This window comes from Streptomyces sp. NPDC046805, from assembly GCF_040645355.1.
Classification (GTDB): domain Bacteria; phylum Actinomycetota; class Actinomycetes; order Streptomycetales; family Streptomycetaceae; genus Streptomyces.
In genome coordinates this window covers 1-15,380 of record NZ_JBEYYC010000062.1, presented here as the reverse complement: position 1 = coordinate 15,380, position 15,380 = coordinate 1, and the positions used below count along the sequence as shown (strand labels likewise).

General features: G+C 71.3%; 16 protein-coding genes. 9 read left to right on the top strand and 7 right to left on the bottom strand.

Translation table 11 applies throughout. The features are described 5' to 3' along the window. Window positions 1–96: 96 nt before the first annotated feature. The gene (locus tag ABZ910_RS35440) at window positions 97–936 is read right to left on the bottom strand and encodes a hypothetical protein (protein ID WP_361373407.1); all 840 of its coding nucleotides are present in this window, start codon (window positions 934–936) and stop codon (window positions 97–99) included. A gap of 227 nt (window positions 937–1,163) precedes the next feature. Between ABZ910_RS35440 and ABZ910_RS35435 the strand changes: the two genes are divergently transcribed. Together ABZ910_RS35435 and ABZ910_RS35430 are read left to right on the top strand one after the other, a co-directional pair. Next, the gene (locus ABZ910_RS35435) at window positions 1,164–1,457 is read left to right on the top strand and encodes a hypothetical protein (RefSeq protein ID WP_361373405.1); all 294 of its coding nucleotides are present in this window, start codon (window positions 1,164–1,166) and stop codon (window positions 1,455–1,457) included. 130 nt (window positions 1,458–1,587) lie between these two features. Further along, a complete protein-coding gene (locus ABZ910_RS35430; RefSeq protein ID WP_361373403.1) occupies window positions 1,588–3,396 on the top strand; it encodes a phosphatidylglycerol lysyltransferase domain-containing protein in 1,809 nt (602 codons plus the stop codon). A gap of 2 nt (window positions 3,397–3,398) precedes the next feature. Here ABZ910_RS35430 and ABZ910_RS35425 read toward each other — a convergent pair whose 3' ends face one another. From ABZ910_RS35425 to ABZ910_RS35410, 4 genes are all read right to left on the bottom strand, one after another. After that, window positions 3,399–4,835, bottom strand: a complete 1,437-nt coding sequence (locus ABZ910_RS35425) for an ATP-binding protein (protein WP_361373401.1) — start codon at window positions 4,833–4,835, stop codon at window positions 3,399–3,401. A gap of 1 nt (window position 4,836) precedes the next feature. Continuing rightward, complete coding sequence (locus tag ABZ910_RS35420; protein ID WP_361373409.1) at window positions 4,837–5,574, bottom strand: response regulator transcription factor; 738 nt, start codon at window positions 5,572–5,574, stop codon at window positions 4,837–4,839. Window positions 5,575–5,692: 118 nt separating this feature from the next. Further along, a complete protein-coding gene (locus ABZ910_RS35415) occupies window positions 5,693–6,340 on the bottom strand; it encodes a CE1759 family FMN reductase (RefSeq protein WP_361373399.1) in 648 nt (215 codons plus the stop codon). Continuing rightward, window positions 6,337–7,467: an LLM class flavin-dependent oxidoreductase gene (locus ABZ910_RS35410; protein WP_361373397.1), complete on the bottom strand. Its 1,131-nt coding sequence runs from the start codon at window positions 7,465–7,467 to the stop codon at window positions 6,337–6,339. The genes ABZ910_RS35415 and ABZ910_RS35410 overlap by 4 nt, the downstream gene beginning before the upstream one ends. A 126-nt stretch (window positions 7,468–7,593) precedes the next feature. Between ABZ910_RS35410 and ABZ910_RS35405 the strand changes: the two genes are divergently transcribed. Then, window positions 7,594–8,406 carry a helix-turn-helix domain-containing protein gene (locus tag ABZ910_RS35405; RefSeq protein ID WP_361373395.1) on the top strand — a complete coding sequence of 271 codons (813 nt, stop codon included), beginning with the start codon at window positions 7,594–7,596 and terminating at the stop codon, window positions 8,404–8,406. A 35-nt stretch (window positions 8,407–8,441) separates the two neighbouring features. On the opposite strand, the gene ABZ910_RS35400 is transcribed toward ABZ910_RS35405, so the two are convergent. Continuing rightward, window positions 8,442–8,918 carry a hypothetical protein gene (locus ABZ910_RS35400; protein WP_361373393.1) on the bottom strand — a complete coding sequence of 159 codons (477 nt, stop codon included), beginning with the start codon at window positions 8,916–8,918 and terminating at the stop codon, window positions 8,442–8,444. 140 nt (window positions 8,919–9,058) lie between these two features. On the opposite strand from ABZ910_RS35400, the gene ABZ910_RS35395 reads away from it, so the two are divergent. The 3 genes from ABZ910_RS35395 (at window position 9,059) to ABZ910_RS35385 (ending at window position 10,435) form a co-directional block, all read left to right on the top strand. Then, window positions 9,059–9,397 carry a YnfA family protein gene (locus ABZ910_RS35395; protein ID WP_361373391.1) on the top strand — a complete coding sequence of 113 codons (339 nt, stop codon included), beginning with the start codon at window positions 9,059–9,061 and terminating at the stop codon, window positions 9,395–9,397. A gap of 94 nt (window positions 9,398–9,491) precedes the next feature. Next, window positions 9,492–10,268, top strand: coding sequence for an SDR family oxidoreductase (locus ABZ910_RS35390; protein ID WP_361373389.1), 777 nt, complete (start codon window positions 9,492–9,494; stop codon window positions 10,266–10,268). Further along, window positions 10,268–10,435 carry a hypothetical protein gene (locus ABZ910_RS35385; RefSeq protein ID WP_361373387.1) on the top strand — a complete coding sequence of 56 codons (168 nt, stop codon included), beginning with the start codon at window positions 10,268–10,270 and terminating at the stop codon, window positions 10,433–10,435. Before ABZ910_RS35390 ends, ABZ910_RS35385 begins: the two co-directional genes overlap by 1 nt. 10 nt (window positions 10,436–10,445) lie before the next feature. Here ABZ910_RS35385 and ABZ910_RS35380 read toward each other — a convergent pair whose 3' ends face one another. Next, on the bottom strand, window positions 10,446–11,639 hold the full coding sequence (locus ABZ910_RS35380) for an RtcB family protein (protein ID WP_361373385.1): 1,194 nt from the start codon (window positions 11,637–11,639) through the stop codon (window positions 10,446–10,448). A 246-nt stretch (window positions 11,640–11,885) separates the two neighbouring features. Between ABZ910_RS35380 and ABZ910_RS35375 the strand changes: the two genes are divergently transcribed. The 3 genes from ABZ910_RS35375 (at window position 11,886) to ABZ910_RS35365 (ending at window position 15,271) form a co-directional block, all read left to right on the top strand. After that, window positions 11,886–12,728 (top strand): DUF3558 domain-containing protein, encoded by an 843-nt coding sequence (locus tag ABZ910_RS35375; protein ID WP_361373383.1) that lies wholly within the window; start codon window positions 11,886–11,888, stop codon window positions 12,726–12,728. A gap of 132 nt (window positions 12,729–12,860) precedes the next feature. Then, window positions 12,861–13,781 (top strand): DUF3558 family protein, encoded by a 921-nt coding sequence (locus tag ABZ910_RS35370; protein WP_361373381.1) that lies wholly within the window; start codon window positions 12,861–12,863, stop codon window positions 13,779–13,781. A gap of 155 nt (window positions 13,782–13,936) precedes the next feature. Then, window positions 13,937–15,271: a DUF2637 domain-containing protein gene (locus ABZ910_RS35365; RefSeq protein ID WP_361373379.1), complete on the top strand. Its 1,335-nt coding sequence runs from the start codon at window positions 13,937–13,939 to the stop codon at window positions 15,269–15,271. Window positions 15,272–15,380: the final 109 nt, after the last annotated feature.

The following is a 15,380-nucleotide window of genomic DNA, read 5'->3' as shown; positions in this document are numbered from 1 at the left end:
AGGCGCCCTGCGACAACGGCCGACCGCAGGCGATGGCCGTGGTGCCCGACCTTGTCAGTCACATCCTGAACGCATCCTGAACAGCTCGCGCGCCGGTCAGGCCGTCTGGTGGAGCGCCCGCTCCGGCTCGGTGACGTCCCTGCGTGTCGCCGCCAGATACACGACCAGACCGAGGATGACCGTCAGGAACAGCGCGCTGGTGATGACGGTGCCGAGGCCGATGCCACCGTTGCCGGTGGGCTGGGAGAGGTAGTCGCCGATCGAGGCGCCGAGGGGGCGCGTGAGGATGTAGGCGATCCAGAAGCTCCACACGGCGTCGAGCCCCAGCGCGAAGTGCGCGACCGCCACGGCCCCGATGGCGAGGGCGAATATGACGATGGAGAGCCAGTAGCCGAGGGCCATGCGCTCGGAGACCAGGTCGCCGGCCGCCGTACCGAGGGCGAAGGTGAACAGCACCGCCAGCCAGTAGTACGCCTCACGGCGGGTGGTGTCGATGCTGTGGATGGACAGGGTGCGCTCACGCCGGTACCAGACGGCGAACACGACCGCGAGCAGGATCGCGAACACCGTCGTGGACGTCTCCAGCGGGACGCCCATGTTGTCGGTGAGGTTGTCGCTGATGAGGGTGCCGACCACGCTGATCAGGGCCACGGCGAGCCAGTACACGCCCGCCTTGTAGGCGCTCGTGCGGAACTGCACCACCAGGACGACCGCGAGCAGGGCGCTCATCAGCACCGACACGCCTGTCAGGCCCAGGCCCGCCTTCTCGTTGAGCAGGTCGGCCGCGGTCTCGCCGACCGTGGTGCACAGCACCTTGATGATCCAGAAGTAGACGGTGACTTCGGGCACCTTGTTCCAGCCCGGGCGAAGCCGGTGCCGGGTGGGGCCGCTGTCTTGTTGCGTGACGGCGGAGGTCTCGGACGTGTCATGAGTCATGAGACCCGACGGTGCCAGCGACTTCCTGAACGCATCCTGACCGTCTGACCCCGTCCGAACCCCTCCGCCCCGCGCCCCCATCCACTCTCACACCCGCGCCGATATCCGCACTGATGTATGTCCGCACGGCACCGGCCCAGGAGCCGCCCGAGTCGACCCTACGTACTGTAGGTTTCCCAACTGTCCACGACCACACGTCTGTTCAACGCCTGTTCAACGGGGGAACCATGCAGGGCACGGAAACGCAGGACGCGCAGCGGCCGCAGCCGGGCGCCCCCGCGGCGGCCGACGGCCTCGTACCCACGGTCGCCCTGCTCGTCGTGAGCCTCGTCATCGCCGCCACGGGGGTGTACGAGCTGTGCGGCTTCGGGCTGCACACCCTCGACCCGCGGCCGCACCTCTTCAGCGACGGGCTGACCACGGCCGGCGTGATCGTCGCGGCGGTGGCGGCGGGGGCGGCGCTGGGAAACCTGGCGTGGCATCTGGCGGCGGCGCGGGGGCGTACGGACCGGGCCGAGTGATCCCCGTGGGCAGCCCCGGGGGCCTGTGCTCGGCGCTTTCGTACTGACTCGTTCACGATGACCCTACAAACCGTAGGGTGGAGGTAGGGTCGGCGATGCCCCGTCCCCTCCCCCAAGGTGACCCGTCACCATGCCCGCACAGGAGCCGACCCTGATTTCCCCACAGGACCGCGCTCGGCGCAACCCCCTCAGCCCGCTCCGCACGCTCAGGGCCGACGTCCCCCGGCTCAGGGCACGCGCCGCGACCGCCACCGTCTGGTACCTGCGGCTGCTCGCCGTGCTCAACATCGTCGCGGTCCTGTCGCTGCCCTTCCGCGAGGAGGTGCGGGAGCACAGCGCGGGCGAGTTCTTCACCCCGTACCTCGCCACCGCGGGCCTGCCCTCGGCGGCGCTCTCGCTGTTCCTCGCCGTGGTGATGCGGCGCCGCAAGCGGGCCGCCTGGGTCTTCAACCTGCTGCTCGCCGCCCCCCTCTTCTGCCTCTACGCGGCCGCGCTGACCCAGGACTCCTACCAGAACCACGTCTTCAACTGGATCTCCACCGCGCTCACCGGCCTGTTCGTGGCCGCGCTGCTGATCGGCCGCCGGGAGTTCAACGCCATCGGCGACCGCTCCAACCCGCGGCTCGCGCTGGCCGTCGGCGCGGGCGGCATCCTGGTCAGCGGCATCCTGGGCACGCTGCTCGTCAGCGCGACCAACAACCTGCCCGGAGCCACCCTCCAGGACCGGATCGCCTACACCCTGCTGCGCGGGGTCAGCGTCGGCCCGCTCGCCGACCGGATCGCCGCCGTGGACGCGCCCCGCTGGGTCGACGTGATCATCAACGTCATGATCGCGGCGACCTTCCTGCTCGTCCTGTACGCGTGCTTCCGCGCCCCGCGTGGCGAGGCGCTGCTCCGCGAGGAGGACGAGCGCCGGCTGCGCGCCCTGCTCGACAAGAACGGCGACCGCGACTCCCTCGGCTACTTCGCCCTGCGCCGCGACAAGACCGCCCTGTTCTCCCCCAGCGGCAAGGCCGCCATCGCCTACCGCGTGGTCGGCGGCGTCAGCCTGGCCTCCGGCGACCCGATCGGCGACCCCGAGGCCTGGCCCGGCGCCATCGACGCCTGGCTCGCCGAGGCCCGCCGGCACGCCTGGACCCCCGCCGTGATGGGCGCGAGCGAGGAGGCCGGCACCATCTACGCCCGGCACGGCCTGGACGCCCTGGAGCTGGGCGACGAGGCCATCGTCGACCTCGCCGACTTCACCCTCGAAGGGCGCGCCATGCGCGTCGTACGGCAGGCGCACAACCGCGTCCGGCGTGCCGGGTACACCGTGCGCATACGCCGCCACGAGGACATACCCGACGACGAGATGGCGCTGCTGATCGACCGCGCCGACGCCTGGCGCGACGGCGCCACCGAGCGCGGCTTCTCGATGGCGCTCGGCCGCCTCGGCGACCCGGCCGACGGCCGCTGCATGATGCTGGAGTGCCGGGACGCCGACGGCGAACCGCGGGCGCTGCTCAGCTTCGTCCCCTGGGGCGAGCACGGCCTCTCCCTCGATCTGATGCGCCGCGACCGCGCCTGCGAGAACGGCCTGATGGAGTTCATGGCCGTCGAACTGCTGCTGCACGCGGCCGAGTTGGACATACGCCGGGTCTCCCTCAACTTCGCGATGTTCCGCTCGGTCTTCGAACGCGGCTCGCGGCTCGGCGCCGGGCCGGTGCTGCGCCTGTGGCGCTCCGTCCTGACCTTCTTCTCCCGCTGGTGGCAGATCGAGTCCCTGTACCGCGCCAACGCCAAGTACCGGCCGGTGTGGGAGCCGCGGTTCCTGCTCTTCGCGAAGAGCAGCGACATCCCGCGCATCGGCCTCGCGAGCGCCCGCGCCGAGGGCTTCCTCGACCCGCCCGCCCTGCCGTCCCTGCCCTCCCTCACCCGGCGCCGGCAGAACCCCTCGTAGCGCTACGGCTTGTCCGGGATGACCCCGCCGACCGTGAACCCGATCGCCGAGCCGCCGCCCTCCCGGCGGAAGGCGAACGGGGCCCCGCCGTGCGCCATGGCGACCTCCCGCACGATGGACAGGCCGAGGCCCGAACCGGGCTGGGAGCGGGCGTCGGCGGCGCGGTAGAAGCGGTCGAAGATGCGGATCAGGTCACCGTCGGCGATGCCGGGTCCACGGTCGAGGACCTCGACGCGGACCGTGCCGGCCCGGGCGGACCTGGCGGGCCCGGTGATGACGACCTCGATGGGCGCCTTACCGCCGCGGTCGAACTTCGCGGCGTTCTCCACCAGGTTGGACATCGCGCGCTGGAGCATGCCGGGCCGGCCCTCGGTCGTCGCGTCACCGCTCACCCGCAGCTCGATCTCCCGCCCGGTACGGCGGCGGGCCACGCCCACCACGTCCTCGGCGATGTCGGCGAGGTCCACCCGCTGCGGCGGCTCGGCGTCGGACTGCCCGGCGGCGAGGTCGACGAGCTCGTTGACCAGGTCGGTCAGCTCCCGCGCCTCCTGGGTGAGGTCGGCGACGAGCTCGTCGCGGGTGGCGGGCGGCAGTTCGCCCATGCGGCGCAGCAGGGAGATGTTCGTACGCAGCGAGGTCAACGGCGTGCGCAGCTCGTGCCCGGCGTCCTGCACCAGGCGGCGCTGGTCCTCCTCCGACTGCGCGAGACGGCCCAGCATCCGGTCGAAGGCCCGGCCCAGCCGCCCCACCTCGTCGAGCCCGGCCACCGGCACCTCGATGTCCAGCCGGCCGGTGCGGGCGACGTTCTCGGCGGCCGCGGTGAGCATGACCAGGCGTCGGGTGATGTGGCGGGCCAGCCACCAGCCGAACAGCCCGGCGGCGACCACGACCGCCGACGTCAGCGCCAGCGTCCGCTGCTGCAGCGCCCGCAGCAGGTCCTCGGTGTCGCTGAACTCCTGCGCGACCTGCACGGCGCCCCGCCCGTCGCCGAGCGCGACGGTGGCGATGCGGAACAGGTCGTCCCCGACCCGTACGTCCTTGTACTCGACCGTCCTCCCGGCCCCGGCCGCCCCGGCGACCGCCTGGTCGCGGGCGGTGACGGGCAGCACCGGACTGCCGTGGTCGACGATCTGCCCCCGCGCGCCGAGCACCTGCACATCGGTCCGGCTGGGCCGGACCACGTCGTGCCCCGACCGGGAGGAGGAGAAGTCCTGCGGCAGCATCCTGTGCTGCCGCACCTCGTCCCGCACGTCCTGCACGACCTGCGTGAACACCGACTGCTGGTCGACGCGGACCAGCCGGGCGGCGGCGCCGTACGACAGGATGCCGACGAGGATCGTGACCGCGGCGGTGACGGCCGCGAAGGACACGGCGAAGGTGGTGCGCAGCGACACCAGCTTGGACCGGCGCCCGGCCGGCAGCCGCCCGAGGCGGCCCACGTCAGTCCTCCCGCAGCACGTAACCCACGCCCCGGACGGTGTGGATCAGCTGCGGCGCGCCGCGCTCGTCGAGCTTGCGGCGCAGATAGCCGACGTAGACGGCGAGGTTCTTGGAGCCGGGTCCGAAGTCGTAGCCCCAGATGCGGTCGTAGATGGTGGAGTGGTCCAGCACGATCCCCGCGTTGCGGACCAGCAGCTCCAGCAGCTCGAACTCGGTGCGGGTCAGCTCCAGTTCACGCGTGCCGCGCCAGGCACGGCGCGCCTGGAGGTCCATGCGCAGCCCGGCGGCCTCCACCTGCCGCCCGGGCGTCTGGACGTCCCGCGCGGGATCGGAGCCGCCGGTGCTCCCACCGCTGTTCGCGCCGCTCGCGTCGCCGTTCAGCGGGGCGGTGCGGCGCAGGAGGGCCCGGAGCCGGGCGAAGACCTCCTCCACGTCGAAGGGCTTGACGACATAGTCGTCGGCCCCCGCGTCCAGCCCGGCGATCCGGTCGGCCGTCTCCACCAGCGCGGTGAGCATCAGGATCGGCGTACGGTCGCCCTCGGCGCGCAGCACGCGGCACACCTGCAGCCCGTCGATCCCGGGCATCATCACGTCGAGGACCAGGACGTCCGGCGGCGTACGGTGGGCCTGCGCGAGCGCCTCGACACCGTCGGCGACCGCCGTCACCGCGTAGCCCTCCAGGGTCAGGGCACGCTCCAGGGCATGACGGATGGCACGGTCGTCTTCGGCGAGCAGCACAGTCTGGGGCACGTACTCAGTCTGCCAAGGCCGGTGGCGCTCCGGCGGAGCCGAGCGGGCCTACGATCACCCTTTTTACCCGGCTCTCACCGTCACACGGGCAACCGGCGACAGAGGCCTACCGCCCTCTCACCGTGGACTCCCGCCGCGGATCCGGGATGCCGGTCCCCTGCCCGAGCCTGGCCAGCTGCTCCGCGAACGGCACCACACGCATGCCGTCCCCGGCAGCAGGCTCGCCGGCGGGCGCGGCCGCCGACAGTCCCGTCATCAGCGCCGCCAGCTCCACGGCGGCCCGCTCGATCCGCTCGGCCAGCCCCTCCGCGCCCCAGTCCTCCGAGGCCGCGTACACGGCGGTCGGGGCGACCACGGCCCGCAGGTAGGCGAAGAGCGGACGCAGGGCGTGCTCCAGGACCAGCGAGTGCTGAGCCGTACCGCCCGTCGCCGCGATCAGCACCGGCTTGCCCGCCAGCGCGTCCTTCTCCAGCACGTCGAAGAAGGACTTGAACAGCCCGCTGTACGACGCGGAGAAGACGGGCGTGACGACGATCAGCCCGTCCGCCCGCGTCACCGCGTCCAGCGCGGCCGCCAGGGACCCGCCCGGGAAGCCGTTGGTGAGGTGGTGCGCGATCTCCACGGCGAGCTCGCGCACCTCGACGACCTGGACCTCCACCGGAGCCCGCCGCCCGACGGCGGCGGCCAGCCGGTCGGCGAGCAGCCGCGTGGAGGACGGCACGCTCAGCCCCGCCGAGACGACGACGAGCTTCATACGGCGCTCACCCCGTCCGAGGCGGACGCCGAGGCGGTTTCCGCAGCGGCTTGCGAAGTGGCGGCCGCCAGCAGGGACTGGTGGGTCGGCGCCTCCGGCACGTCCGCCCCACGCCCCTTCGCGAACTCCTTCCGCAGCACCGGCACGACCTCCTCGCCCAGCATGTCGAGCTGCTCCAGGACGGTCTTCAGCGGCAGCCCGGCGTGGTCCATGAGGAACAGCTGCCGCTGGTAGTCACCGGCGTACTCGCGGAAGGACAGGGTCTTCTCGATGACCTGCTGCGGGGAGCCGACGGTCAGCGGCGTCTGGTCCGTGAAGTCCTCCAGGGAGGGCCCGTGCCCGTACACCGGCGCGTTGTCGAAGTACGGCCGGAACTCGCGCACCGCGTCCTGCGAGTTGCGGCGCATGAACACCTGGCCGCCGAGCCCGACGATCGCCTGCTCGGGCGTGCCGTGCCCGTAGTGCGCGTACCGGGTCCGGTACAGCTCGACCATGCGCTTGGTGTGGGTGGCCGGCCAGAAGATGTTGTTGTGGAAGAAGCCGTCGCCGTAGAACGCGGCCTGCTCGGCGATCTCCGGCGAGCGGATGGAGCCGTGCCAGACGAAGGGCGGTACGCCGTCCATCGGCCGGGGCGTGGACGTGAAGCCCTGCAGCGGCGACCGGAACCGCCCCTCCCAGTCGACGACGTCCTCGCGCCACAGCCGGTGCAGCAGGGCGTAGTTCTCGACGGCCAGGTTGATGCCCTGCCGGATGTCCTGCCCGAACCAGGGGTAGACCGGGCCGGTGTTGCCGCGGCCCATCATCAGGTCCATCCGCCCGTCGGCCAGGTGCTGGAGCATCGCGAAGTCCTCCGCGATCTTCACCGGGTCGTTGGTGGTGATCAGCGTGGTGGACGTGGACAGGACCAGCTTCTCGGTCCGGGCGGCTATGTAGCCGAGCATCGTGGTCGGCGACGACGGCACGAACGGCGGGTTGTGGTGCTCGCCGGTCGCGAAGACGTCCAGGCCGACCTCCTCGGCCTTGAGCGCGATCGCGACCATGGCCTTGATGCGCTCACGCTCCGTCGGCGTACGGCCCGTGGTGGGGTCCGGCGTGACGTCGCCGACGCTGAAGATCCCGAACTGCATGCTCGCCCAACCTCCAAATTGTTGACGATTAAACTATAACCTCAAACCACAGCCCCGCGTCCGCTATTCCGCTCTTCCGTGACCGCTCGTCCGCCGGCTGTCAGTGCCCCGCCCTACGATCCGGACATGGCCGCCCGACGCCGTGACCGACGTGACCATCGAGGCATCGTCGGCGCCGCGGAGTTCCTCTCCCGTGTGGACTTCCGCCGTCCGGAGCCCGCCGAGCCCCTCCGCCCCTATGTGGAGCACTACTGGCTGATCGACTGGGACCTGCCCGAGCCGTACGTCTCCCACGTGGTCCCGCACCCCGCGGTCCACATCGTCTTCCAGCAGTTCTCGGGCGAGGAGCCCTTCGTCGAGATCGCGGGCATCCCGACCGGCCTGTTCACCCAGAAGCTGGAGGGGCGGGGCCGGGTGTGCGGCATCAGGTTCCGGCCGGGCGCCTTCCGCTGCGTCGCGCCCGAGCGGCCGGTGAGCGCGTGGACGGGCAAGCGGATCCGCTCCCCCCAGGCCCTCCCGACGGCCGACGTCGGCGCCGTCCTCACCCCGGACGACGAGGCCGCCCGCATCGCCGCCCTGGACGCGTTCCTCCTGGGGCTCGATCTCCGCCCCGACCCGCAGGCCGCCCTCGCGGCCACCCTGGTCGACCGCATCCGCACCGACCGCACGATCCGCCGCGTCGGCGACTTCGCCCGCGCCGAGGGCATCTCCGCACGACTGCTCCAGCGCCTGTTCGCGGCCTACGTCGGCGTCGGCCCCAAGTGGGCGATCCTGCGCTACCGCATCCACGAGGCCCTGGAGCGCGCCGAGACCGACCGCACGGTGGACTGGGCGGCACTGGCCGCCGACCTCGGATATGCCGACCAGGCCCATCTGGTACGGGACTTCACGGCCACGGTGGGCGTGTCGCCGGCGGCATACGCGCAAGGCGTCCGCTAGCGGCCGCACCCAGAATTCGCCGACGCACTCAGAATTCAGAAGGAGTACTCGTCCCCCGTGCCGAGGATCATCACCCGTGACCGGTCGTTGGTCCGGTCACGATCGACCGTGCCGCCGCTCCACACCGTGTCGATCTCCAGCGTGACCTCCGACGGCTTGCCCTTGAGCACCACCCCCAGCCGGATCTGATCCCCCAGCCCGTCCGCCTCCAGCGGCCCCGTCCCGCACACCAGCGCCCGCTCGCCCGTCCGTGCACACCCCGCGGGCAGCTGCTGCCGGTCCGCGAGCGGCGCCGACCACCGCAGCTGCACGCTCGCACCCGAGACGGCGGCCGGCCCCTGGTTGCGCGGCGTCAGCCGCACGTCGACCCGATGCCCGGTCATCACCGCCGAACCGTGATACGAGAGATCGGCCTCGGGAGTGGCGGAGCGTCCGCCCGCCCGCGCGGAACCTGCGCCCGCGATCACTGTCAGCACCGCACCCCACACCACAAGCACTCTCGTCCACCGCATGGCACACCCACTCCGTCGCGCGATCCGTATGACGTACGGCTGACGTACGGCCGTATCCGACTGACATACGGATATATCCCCCGCGAGGTCGCCGACAGGCGCCGTCCAACAGGTGACAGCGCGCATGGCAGGCTGCGGGCATGCCGATCCTCCGCTCCGCCGCCCTGTTCGTCGTCGCCGCGCTCTTCGAGATCGGCGGCGCCTGGCTGGTCTGGCAGGGCGTGCGTGAGCACCGCGGCTGGCTGTGGGCCGCCGGGGGTGTGCTGGCGCTCGGTGCCTACGGCTTCGTGGCCACCTTCCAGCCCGACGCCCACTTCGGCCGCGTACTGGCCGCGTACGGCGGGATCTTCATCGCCGGTTCGCTCCTGTGGGGCGTGGTCGCCGACGGCTACCGGCCCGACCGCTGGGACATCACCGGCGCGCTGATCTGCCTCGCGGGAATGGCCGTGCTGATGTGGGCACCCCGAAGCGGCGCCTGAGCACCACCGGAGCACCCCCCGCACCGCACCGACCCTCCACCCCCGTCCCCTACTCTGGGCGCAGACTTTCGTACACCCGCCCGAGGAGCAGCCCATGGCCCCCGCCGCACCCACCGCCGCCTCCCGCATCGCCGTCGTCACCGGTGCGAGCAGCGGCATCGGCGCCGCCACGGCCCGCAAGCTCGCCGAGGCCGGCTACCGGGTCGTGCTCACCGCCCGCCGCAAGGACCGCATCGAGGCGCTGGCGGCGGAGCTCACCGCGGGGGGCCACGACGCCGTGGCGTACCAGCTGGACGTCACCGACCGGGCGGCGGTCGACGAGTTCGCCACCGCCTTCCAGACCGTCGGCGTGCTGGTCAACAACGCGGGCGGCGCGCTCGGCGCCGACCCGGTCGCCACCGGCGACCCGGCCCAGTGGCGCACGATGTACGAGACCAACGTCATCGGCACCCTGAACCTCACCCAGGCCCTGCTCCCGAAGCTGGAGGCGAGCGGCGACGGCACGATCGTGGTCGTCTCCTCGACCGCCGGTCACGCGACGTACGAGGGCGGCGCGGGCTACGTGGCCGCCAAGCACGGCGCGCACGTCCTCGCCGAGACCCTGCGCCTGGAGATCGTCGGCCGCCCGGTTCGCGTCATCGAGATCGCGCCCGGCATGGTCAAGACCGACGAGTTCTCCCTGACCCGCTTCGGCGGCGACGAGGAGAAGGCCGCGAAGGTCTACGAAGGCGTGGCCGAGCCCCTCACCGCCGACGACGTGGCTGACACGATCGCCTGGGCGGTGACCCGCCCCAGCCACGTCAACGTCGACCTCCTGGTCCTGCGCCCGCGCGCCCAGGCGTCGAACACGAAGGTGCACCGGGAGCGGTGATGCCCGAGCAGGATGCCGGAGCGCTGCCCGACCTCTCCGCCGAGCAGCGCCGCCTGGCCCAGGAGACGAAGGACGAGCGCAAGGTCTGGTACTTCCTCGCGTACTTCCTCTTCGGCATCCACATCGTGGCGTTCGTGATGATCTACGCGGTACGGCACGGCCACTGAGCGGCGGGCGTCAGCCCTTCACACAGATGAACTGCTTCAGCTTCGCCACGACCTCCACTAGGTCCCGCTGCTGGTCGATGACCTGCTCGATCGGCTTGTAGGCGCCCGGGATCTCGTCGACGACGCCGGAGTCCTTGCGGCACTCCACGCCCCGCGTCTGCTCCTCCAGGTCCCGCGTCGAGAAGCGGCGCTTGGCCGCGTTGCGGCTCATGCGCCGACCGGCGCCGTGCGAGGCCGAGTTGAAGGCCTTCTCGTTGCCAAGGCCCTTCACGATGTACGAGCCCGTGCCCATGGAGCCCGGGATGATGCCGTACTCGCCGGAGCCCGCCCGGATCGCGCCCTTGCGGGTGACGAGGAGGTCCATGCCCTCGTAGCGCTCGCGGCTCACGTAGTTGTGGTGGCAGCTCACCTCGGGCTCGAAGGTCACCCTGGCCTTCCTGAACTCCTTGCGGATCACGTCCTTCAGGAGCGCCATCATGATCGAGCGGTTGTTCCGCGCGTACTCCTGGGCCCAGTAGAGGTCGTGCTCGTACGCCGCCATCTGCGGGGTGTCCGCGACGAAGACGGCGAGGTCGCGGTCGATCAGCCCCTGGTTGTGCGGGAGCTTCTGCGCCACGCCGATGTGGTGCTCGGCGAGCTCCTTGCCGATGTTCCGGGAGCCGGAGTGGAGCATCAGCCAGACAGAACCGGCCGAATCCGCGCATACCTCGATGAAGTGGTTGCCACTCCCGAGCGTTCCCATCTGCTTTTCGGCGCGATCGTGGCGGAACTTCACCGCCTCGGCGACCCCGTCGAACCGCCCCCAGAAGCCGTCCCACCCCGAGGTGGCCAGCCCGTGGAACCGCCCCGGATCCACGGGGCTGTCATGCATCCCCCGCCCCACCGGAATGGCCTGCTCGATCTTCGACCGCAGGCGCGACAGGTCCCCGGGAAGGTCGTTCACCGTCAGGGACGTCTTCACCGCCGACATCCCGCAGCCGATGTCGACGCCCACCGCCGCCGGACACACCGCCCCCTGCATGGCGATGACCGAGCCGACCGTCGCGCCCTTTCCGTAGTGCACGTCCGGCATGACCGCCAGGCCCTTGATCCAGGGCAGCGTGGCGACGTTGCGGAGCTGCTGCAGCGCCACGTCCTCGACCGTCGCGGGGTCGGTCCACATGCGGATGGGGACCTTGGCGCCCGGCATTTCGACGTACGACATATCTTCCTCATTCCCCCGGAAACACGACAAAAGCCTCAACAGAAACACAACGCAAAAGCGGCGCCAAGGTCGACGAAAAGGGACAACGGACCGGCGTTCACAGCAGTGCGTGCGATACACATTGTCCCCAGGAGGCGCCCCGCTGCGGCAAGCGAATATCCAGCGGGGACACTGAGGGATCGGCCGTACACCGACCGTCGCACGGGCAGACGCCGGCGCACGGACACCGTCGAGAGGAGCCTGACCGTGCAGCGGAAGGCATACGTCGTACCCGGCACCGCCGCACTCCTCGCGGCCCTGCTGGCCGGCTGCAGCAGCGGCTCGGGCGACAACGCGTCGACGGACAACTCCAACCCCGGCGACGCGAGCGCCGCGACCGCCGCGGCCCAGCCCGGCAAGTACCGCACGCTCCCCGAGGCCTGCCAAGCGGTCAGCCACGGCACCCTCGACTCGCTCCTGCCCGGCATCCGGCAGATCACCGACCCGGACCAGCGCGACAACGCCTACGACGGCCAGGCGACGCTGACGTACGACACCGACAGGAAGGTCGGCTGCCAGTGGAAGGTGGACTCCCCGGGCGCCACCGACCACCTCCTCGTCGACTTCGAGCGGGTCGTGTCGTACGACAACGCCGTCAGCGACGACAGCCAGGCACAGAAGATCTTCGCCGGCAAGGAGGCCGCCGCCCACCTCGCCGAACCCAGCGCCGCCACCTCCACATCCGCCCCCGCGTCCGCCGCAACCTCCACACCCGCCTCACCGTCCGCGCTCGCCTCGGCCTCGGCGCCGAGTGGCGCACCGTCCGACTCGGCCTCGACGCCCGGCTCCGACGGGACCTCCGCGGCCGACCTCCAGCCCCGCGCGCTCGCCGGTCTCGGCGACGAGGCCTTCCTCGACGACCAGCTCAACGGCTCCGGTTCACCGGCCGAAGAGCGCACCGTGACTGTGGTGTTTCGCACGTCCAACGTGCTCGTGACCATCGAGTACGCGGAGCAGCCGACGGGCACCGGCGTCACCCCGGACAGCAAGGAAATGCAGGACAGGGCGCGGAATCTGGCCGCTCGGCTGGCCGATTCACTGAGCAGTTAGCGGTCCCGCGGACCTCTTGGGGACCGTACGTAAAGCCCGCGAACCAAAACCGCACAGCTCCTTCACCGCGTACGGTGACTCCTCGGACCCGATCCGACCGCAGGAACCCCGAGCGTCGTGAGTGAAGGAACCATGCAGCAAGCAGCTCAGCGAGACGACCGTCGTGATCAGCGTGACGAGCGAACCAGGCGCCTGCGCCGTGCCCTCGTCTGCGCCGCCGCCGTCCCCGTGGTGCTCGTCGCCGCCGGCTGCTCCTCGGGCTCCGGCTCCGACGCCAGCCCGGCGAAGCAGACCGCGAGCAGTGGCTCCGGCAAGAGATCCGCGAGCCCCTCTCCGACCGTGCAGCCCGCCGCGTACAAGAAGCTGCCGAAGGCGTGCGGGGTGCTGTCGAACAAGACGCTCGACAACCTCGTACCCAAGGCGAAGTCGGGCAAGTCGGGCTCGTCGGACGACACCGCCTCCCGTGGCAGCTGCTCCTGGAGCAGCCTGGACAACAACGGCGTGAAGGGCTCGGAGTTCCGCTGGCTCAACGTCTCGCTCCTCCGCTTCGACTCCGACGTCAACCGCGGCTCGGGCAACAAGCAGGCGCAGGCGTACTACGCGCGTCAGCTCCAGGGCGCCGAGTCCGTGAAGGGCGCGAAGAACACCAGGGCGGTGCCGTTCTCCGGTGCGGGCGACGCGGCGACGGCGGTGCGCTACGACCTGAAGAAGAAGGAAGGCAGCTTCAAGCAGCAGACGGTCGTGGCACGCGTCCAGAACGTCGTCGTCACCCTCGACTACAACGGTGCGGGCCTCGCCGGCGAGACGACGCCGAGCGGCGACGCCCTGACGAAGGACGCGCAGAAGGCGGCCAAGGAGGTCGTGGCGGCGGTGACGTCCGCGAACGGCGGCGCCAAGGGCGGCGGTTCGGGCAAGGCGGGCTCCGCGCCGACCGGCTCGGTTTCCAAGTCCGCGTCCCCGTCCGCCTCGAAGGCTCCGTCGAAGACGTCCCCGAAGTCCCCTTCGAAGAGCGCGAGCGCCTCTCCGTCCAAGTCAGCGTCCACGTCGGGCTGAATGTCACACCAGGACCACAACTCCTGGCGCAAGCAGGCCATTTGAGAGTGCCCGGTCCCTTCGGGGGCCGGGCATCTCGCATACCGGCCACACGTCCTCCGCACTGATGTGCCACCCTGTTGCGCGCAACAACACGCCCAGGGAGGGGACTACAGGTGGCCGCGCCACTGCAGCTGACTCGATTGCACCGCATTCTCATCGGTGTGGTCGTGACCGGCGCCCTGATCATCGCCGGGATCGGTTTCGCCGGTTCCTACGCGGCCGTTCGCGAACTGGCCGTGAAGAAGGGCTTCGGGAACTTCTCCTACGTCCTCCCGATCGGCATCGACGCGGGTATCTGTGTCCTGCTGGCCCTGGACCTGCTCCTGACCTGGATCCGCATACCGTTCCCCCTGCTGCGGCAGACGGCGTGGCTGCTGACGGCGGCGACGATCGCGTTCAACGGTGCCGCCGCCTGGCCGGACCCGCTGGGCGTGGGCATGCACGCGGTGATCCCGGTCCTGTTCGTGGTCTCGGTCGAGGCCGCCCGCCACGCCATCGGCCGGATCGCCGACATCACGGCCGACCGGCACATGGAGGGCGTCCGCATCACCCGCTGGCTGCTCTCCCCCATCCCCACCTTCCTGCTGTGGCGGCGCATGAAGCTGTGGGAGCTGCGCTCCTACGAGCAGGTCATCAAGCTGGAGCAGGAGCGCCTCGTCTACCAGGCCCGCCTCCACTCCCGCTACGGCCGGTTCTGGCGCAGGAAGGCACCGGTGGAGTCGCTGATGCCGCTGCGACTGGCGCGGTACGGCGTGCCGCTGGCCCAGACGGCTCCGGCCGGCCTGGCGGCGGCGGGCATCGACTCGGTGCTGCTGCCGCCCGCGCCGCAGCCGGAGATGCCCGCGGCCACGGGCGCTCTCGCCGCCGGGACGGCCCCGGCCACACGGCAGGAGACCCCGCAGGCCGAGCAGCGCCCCGAACTGGAGGGCGCCGCCCCGGCCGCCCCCGCCACCGGGCAGCCGAACGGCGCCCCGAGCGGACCGCAGGCCCAGGCGCAAGCCCAGGCCCAGGCCCAGATACCGAACCAGAACCAGGGCCCGGACCAGAGCCCTTGGTTCCAGGGAACGCCCCAGGAGATCCAGTACCAGGGCGACTACAACCCCGCGTACAACGCCCAGTACGCCCCCGAGCAGCCGTACGACGAGTGGTACGACGGCCGGCCCGAGCCCTCCCCGGAGGAGACCGGCAGCTTCCCCATCCCGGTCACCGGCAACCGCACCCGCGAACTGGGCGAGGGCGGCGGCACCCCCGAGCCGGACGAGGAGGCCTTCTACCAGGTCTTCCGTGAGTCGGCGAAGAGTGGCAACGGGATGCCCAGCCCCCTGGCCTTCATCGACGACGTCGCGGCCACGTACGGCGTGACGCTCCCCGACGCCGAGTCCAAGCGCCTGGTGACCCACTTCTCCCAGCGCTTCTACGCGGAACTCGAGGAGGAGCACATCGCGTAGCCACGCGCGAGTACGACGACGGGGGCGCCCCGGGGCCGGCGGCCCCCGGCGGCCCCCGCCGGGGCGGAGGGGTTAAAACCCCCACAACGGCCCCCCCCCCGCACAACAC

Bases quoted from the DNA above. Each gene is read 5' to 3' on its own strand.
- ABZ910_RS35395 (WP_361373391.1), top strand. From the start codon at position 9,059: ATGCCGATCCTCCGCTCCGCCGCCCTGTTCGTCGTCGCCGCGCTCTTC.
- ABZ910_RS35380 (WP_361373385.1), bottom strand. From the start codon at position 11,639: ATGTCGTACGTCGAAATGCCGGGCGCCAAGGTCCCCATCCGCATGTGG.
- ABZ910_RS35435 (WP_361373405.1), top strand. From the start codon at position 1,164: ATGCAGGGCACGGAAACGCAGGACGCGCAGCGGCCGCAGCCGGGCGCC.
- ABZ910_RS35400 (WP_361373393.1), bottom strand. From the start codon at position 8,918: ATGCGGTGGACGAGAGTGCTTGTGGTGTGGGGTGCGGTGCTGACAGTG.
- ABZ910_RS35430 (WP_361373403.1), top strand. From the start codon at position 1,588: ATGCCCGCACAGGAGCCGACCCTGATTTCCCCACAGGACCGCGCTCGG.
- ABZ910_RS35440 (WP_361373407.1), bottom strand. From the start codon at position 936: ATGACTCATGACACGTCCGAGACCTCCGCCGTCACGCAACAAGACAGC.
- ABZ910_RS35370 (WP_361373381.1), top strand. From the start codon at position 12,861: ATGCAGCAAGCAGCTCAGCGAGACGACCGTCGTGATCAGCGTGACGAG.
- ABZ910_RS35415 (WP_361373399.1), bottom strand. From the start codon at position 6,340: ATGAAGCTCGTCGTCGTCTCGGCGGGGCTGAGCGTGCCGTCCTCCACG.
- ABZ910_RS35385 (WP_361373387.1), top strand. From the start codon at position 10,268: ATGCCCGAGCAGGATGCCGGAGCGCTGCCCGACCTCTCCGCCGAGCAG.
- ABZ910_RS35410 (WP_361373397.1), bottom strand. From the start codon at position 7,467: ATGCAGTTCGGGATCTTCAGCGTCGGCGACGTCACGCCGGACCCCACC.
- ABZ910_RS35390 (WP_361373389.1), top strand. From the start codon at position 9,492: ATGGCCCCCGCCGCACCCACCGCCGCCTCCCGCATCGCCGTCGTCACC.
- ABZ910_RS35405 (WP_361373395.1), top strand. From the start codon at position 7,594: ATGGCCGCCCGACGCCGTGACCGACGTGACCATCGAGGCATCGTCGGC.